The organism is Luteococcus sp. (genome assembly GCF_043424415.1).
Classification (GTDB): domain Bacteria; phylum Actinomycetota; class Actinomycetes; order Propionibacteriales; family Propionibacteriaceae; genus Luteococcus.
Genome location: NZ_JBHWOO010000284.1, coordinates 1 through 2,670 on the forward strand (window position 1 = coordinate 1; position 2,670 = coordinate 2,670).

The 2,670-nt window shown below is 71.6% G+C and carries 2 protein-coding genes; one reads left to right on the plus strand and one right to left on the minus strand.

The window, feature by feature from the left end; all coding sequences use genetic code 11:
• Nucleotides 1-1,080 (minus strand): UDP-N-acetyl-D-mannosamine dehydrogenase (gene wecC, locus ACHFFZ_RS15925; RefSeq protein ID WP_394277584.1); only part of this gene is annotated, 1,080 nt, incomplete at its 3' end.
• 180 nt (nt 1,081-1,260) lie between these two features.
• Here wecC and ACHFFZ_RS15930 point away from each other — a divergent pair.
• A partial coding sequence (locus ACHFFZ_RS15930; RefSeq protein WP_394277585.1) for a glycosyltransferase family 4 protein occupies nt 1,261-2,670 on the plus strand: 1,410 nt, incomplete at its 3' end.

Sequence of the window (2,670 nt, forward strand, 5' to 3'; positions counted from 1 at the left end):
GGCCAGGTTCTTGGGCAGCTCGTCCACATTCGGCTCGACGGCCAGGACGGTGGCCTGGTCGAGCTCGCGCGCCAGGGTCTGCACGATGCCCACCGACGGCGACTCGCGCAGGTCGTCGATGTCGGCCTTGAAGGCCAGGCCGAGGCAGGCGACGGTCGGCTGCTGGGTGCCGCCGGCGACGAGCTGCTCGACGGCCTGGCGCACCTGGCCGACGACCCATTCGGGCTTGGCGTCGTTGACCTCGCGGGCGGTGCGGATGAGCTGGGCCTCCTCGGGCGTGCTGGAGACGATGAACCAGGGGTCGACGGCGATGCAGTGGCCGCCGACGCCGGGCCCGGGCTGCAGGATGTTGACGCGCGGGTGCTTGTTGGCCAGCTCGATCAGTTCCCACACGTCGATCCCGAGGCGGTCGCTGATCAGGCTGAGCTCGTTGGCGAAGGCGATGTTGACGTCGCGGAAGGCGTTCTCGGTGAGCTTGGCCATCTCGGCGGTCATGGCGTCGGTCTGGTGCAGCGTGCCCTCGCAGAAGGTGGCATAGAGGTCGCAGGCTCGCTGGGCCGCCTCGGGGGTGAGCCCGCCGACGATGCGGTCATTGGTGACCATCTCCACCATGATGCGGCCGGGCAGCACGCGCTCGGGGCAGTGGGCGAACTGGACGCCGGTGAGTTCGGGGCGCGCGGCGAGCAGCACCTCGCGGACGTGCTCGGTGGTGCCGGGGGGCGAGGTGGACTCGAGGATGACCAGCTCGTCGCCCTCCATCTGCGGAGCCATGGCCGTCGTGGCGGCGTCGATGTAGCTGAGGTCGCCCTTGTGGCCCTCGGCGAAGGGGGTGGGCACGGCGATGATGTAGACGTCGGCCTTGGGGGTCTGCTTGGTGGCGGTGAGCTTGCCGGCCTTCACCACCTCGGCGACGACCTCGCCCAGGCCTTCCTCGACGAAGGGCAGTTCGCCGCGGTTGACGGCGTCGACGTGGCGGTCGCTGACGTCGACGCCGATGACGTCGAGTCCGGCGCGGGCCAGGACGGCTGCGGTGGGTAGTCCGATGTAACCGAGGCCGATGACGGCGATGGTCGAGTCCACGAGTTTTTCTCCGGGGGATGAGAGCGATGTGGGGGCGTCGGTGACGCTATCATCGCTTGCATAGGTTCGGGGGGACCGACGCGAGAGGCCTTCTGCTTTCCAGCCAGTGCTCAGGAAAGATCTTTCTTCGGGGTCGCACGCTCGTCATGTTCTTTCCGAGGAGTCGAGATTCGCATCCTGTTGCTCACACAGCACTTCCCGCCGCAGCCGGGGGTCCACGCCGACCGCTGGGAGTGGATGGGCCGGGCCCTGCGCGAGGCAGGCCACGAGCTCGACGTGGTGGTGCCGATGTGGCGCAACCAGCCGCGGCTGACCGTCGACGACCCCCGCCTGGAGGTGCACGAGGTGCGCGCCCTGGTGCCGGGCCTGGGGTTGCGGCGACGTATCACCAATGAGGCGTTGGCCTTGGCGCAGTCGCTGCTGCTGGCGCTGCGCACCCCCCGGCCCGATGTGGTGCTGGCCACGGTTCCTGCGCTGTCGACGCTGCCGCTGGGCTGGGCGGTCTCGCACCTGCGACGGGCTCCCCTGCTGCTGGAGCTGCGTGACGCCTGGCCGCACCTGCTGGATGAGATGGCCAGTTGGAATGACGACGGCACCACCAGCCGCCCGCCCGCCCCGGGCAGCACCGCCGCCGTGGCCGTGCCGCTGGCACGCCTGATGTGGCACCTGGAACGCCGTGCCCGGGCGGTGGTGGTGACCAGCGACTCGCTGCGTGAGGAGCTGGAGGCCGCCGGTTTCGGCCCGGTGCTGCTGGCGCGCAATGTGGCCCTGCGTCCGGCGCACCCCGCCCCGGCGCGGGAGCCGGACGGGGAGCTGCACGTGCTCTACCTGGGCAGTTTCGGTCGGGCCCAGAAGCTGGCGACGGCCGTGCGGGCCGCCGCGATCGCCCACCGGGCAGGGGTTTCGGTGCGGCTGCGGCTGGTGGGAAGCGGCGTGCACGAGGTGCCACTGCGCCACCTGGCCGAGCGTTTGGGGGCTCCGGTCGACTTCGTCGAGCGGGTGCCCGGCGCCGTCGTGGCCGAGCACTATGCGTGGGCCGATTCGGTGCTGGTGATGCTGCGCGGCTGGAATGGCATGGAGCTGACGGTGCCCTCCAAGCTCTACGAGGCGCTGGCCAGCGGCCGTCACGTCTCGGCGAGCGTGACGGGCGAGGCGGCCCGGATCGTCGAGGAGTCCGGTGCCGGTGACGTCACCGCCCCCGACGACGCCGAGGCGCTGGCGCGGCTGTGGCAGGAGCTGGCGGCCGACCCGTCGCGCCTGCAGGTGGGCGACGGGGGCCGTTGCTGGGTGCAGCAGTGGGCCACGCCGGAGGCCGGCGTCCGCACCATGCTGGACGCCCTGGAACTGGCGGCGGGCCAGCGCCAGGATCGTGCGTGGGCCCCGGCGGCGCTGGTGCAGGACGCGGTGCTGACCCTCGGCACCGTCGCATCGCACATGGACGGCGACAGCGCCACCTTCTTCGTGCAGCTGGCCCGCCGCACCGGCCTGGCCCGGCGGGTGCGCACCGGTCGTGGTCCGCGGGCCTGGCAGGTGGTGGCCGCGCACCTGGCCGACCGTCCCGACGAGCTGCAGCGCTCGGTTGCCGAGATC